This is a genomic window from uncultured Streptococcus sp., from assembly GCF_901875575.1.
GTDB lineage: Bacteria > Bacillota > Bacilli > Lactobacillales > Streptococcaceae > Streptococcus.
Genome location: NZ_CABFMF010000056.1, coordinates 1 through 631, shown reverse-complemented (window position 1 = coordinate 631; position 631 = coordinate 1). Strand labels below are relative to the sequence as shown.

Annotated in this window: 1 pseudogene; it reads left to right on the top strand. The window is 35.2% G+C overall.

The annotated features are described in order from the left end of the window. Window positions 1–631: pseudogene (locus QZ114_RS08515) on the top strand (type I restriction endonuclease subunit R); the annotation flags it as partial.

Genomic DNA, 631 nt, shown 5'->3' with positions numbered 1-631 from the left:
ATGAAACTTTAGAGGAGTTATCTAGGTTAGATATCCCAAGTACTAGGGAAATTCAAGACTACCGTTCAACCTATAATGACATTAAGTCATGGTATGAGAATGAACGCCGTAATCAGGAAGATAGCGAATCTAAAGTTGATTGGGATTCGATTGTTTTTGAAGTTGAATTACTAAAATCCCAAGAAATCAATCTAGACTATATCTTAGAGCTAATTTTTGAGACTAATAAGAAAGTTTCAGATAAGGATGAACTTGTTTCGGAAATTACTCGGACGATTCGATCAAGTCTTGGCAATCGAGCTAAGGAAGATTTGATAGTCGCTTTCATCCATGACAGTAATTTAGATAGTTTTGTTGATAAATCAGATATCATTGAACAGTTCTTTATTTTTGCGCAAGGTGAACAGAAAAGGGAAGCGGATGAGTTGATACAGACTGAGGGATTAAATGAACAAAGTGCTAAGCGCTATATACAAGCTTCGTTGAAGCATGAGTATGCTAGTGAAAATGGGAATGATTTGAATGAAGCTCTGCCGAAAATGAGTCCACTAAATCCACAATATCGTACAAAAAAACAAACCGTTTTTCAAAAGATCAGTAGTTTTGTTGAAAAATTTAAGGGAATTGGTGG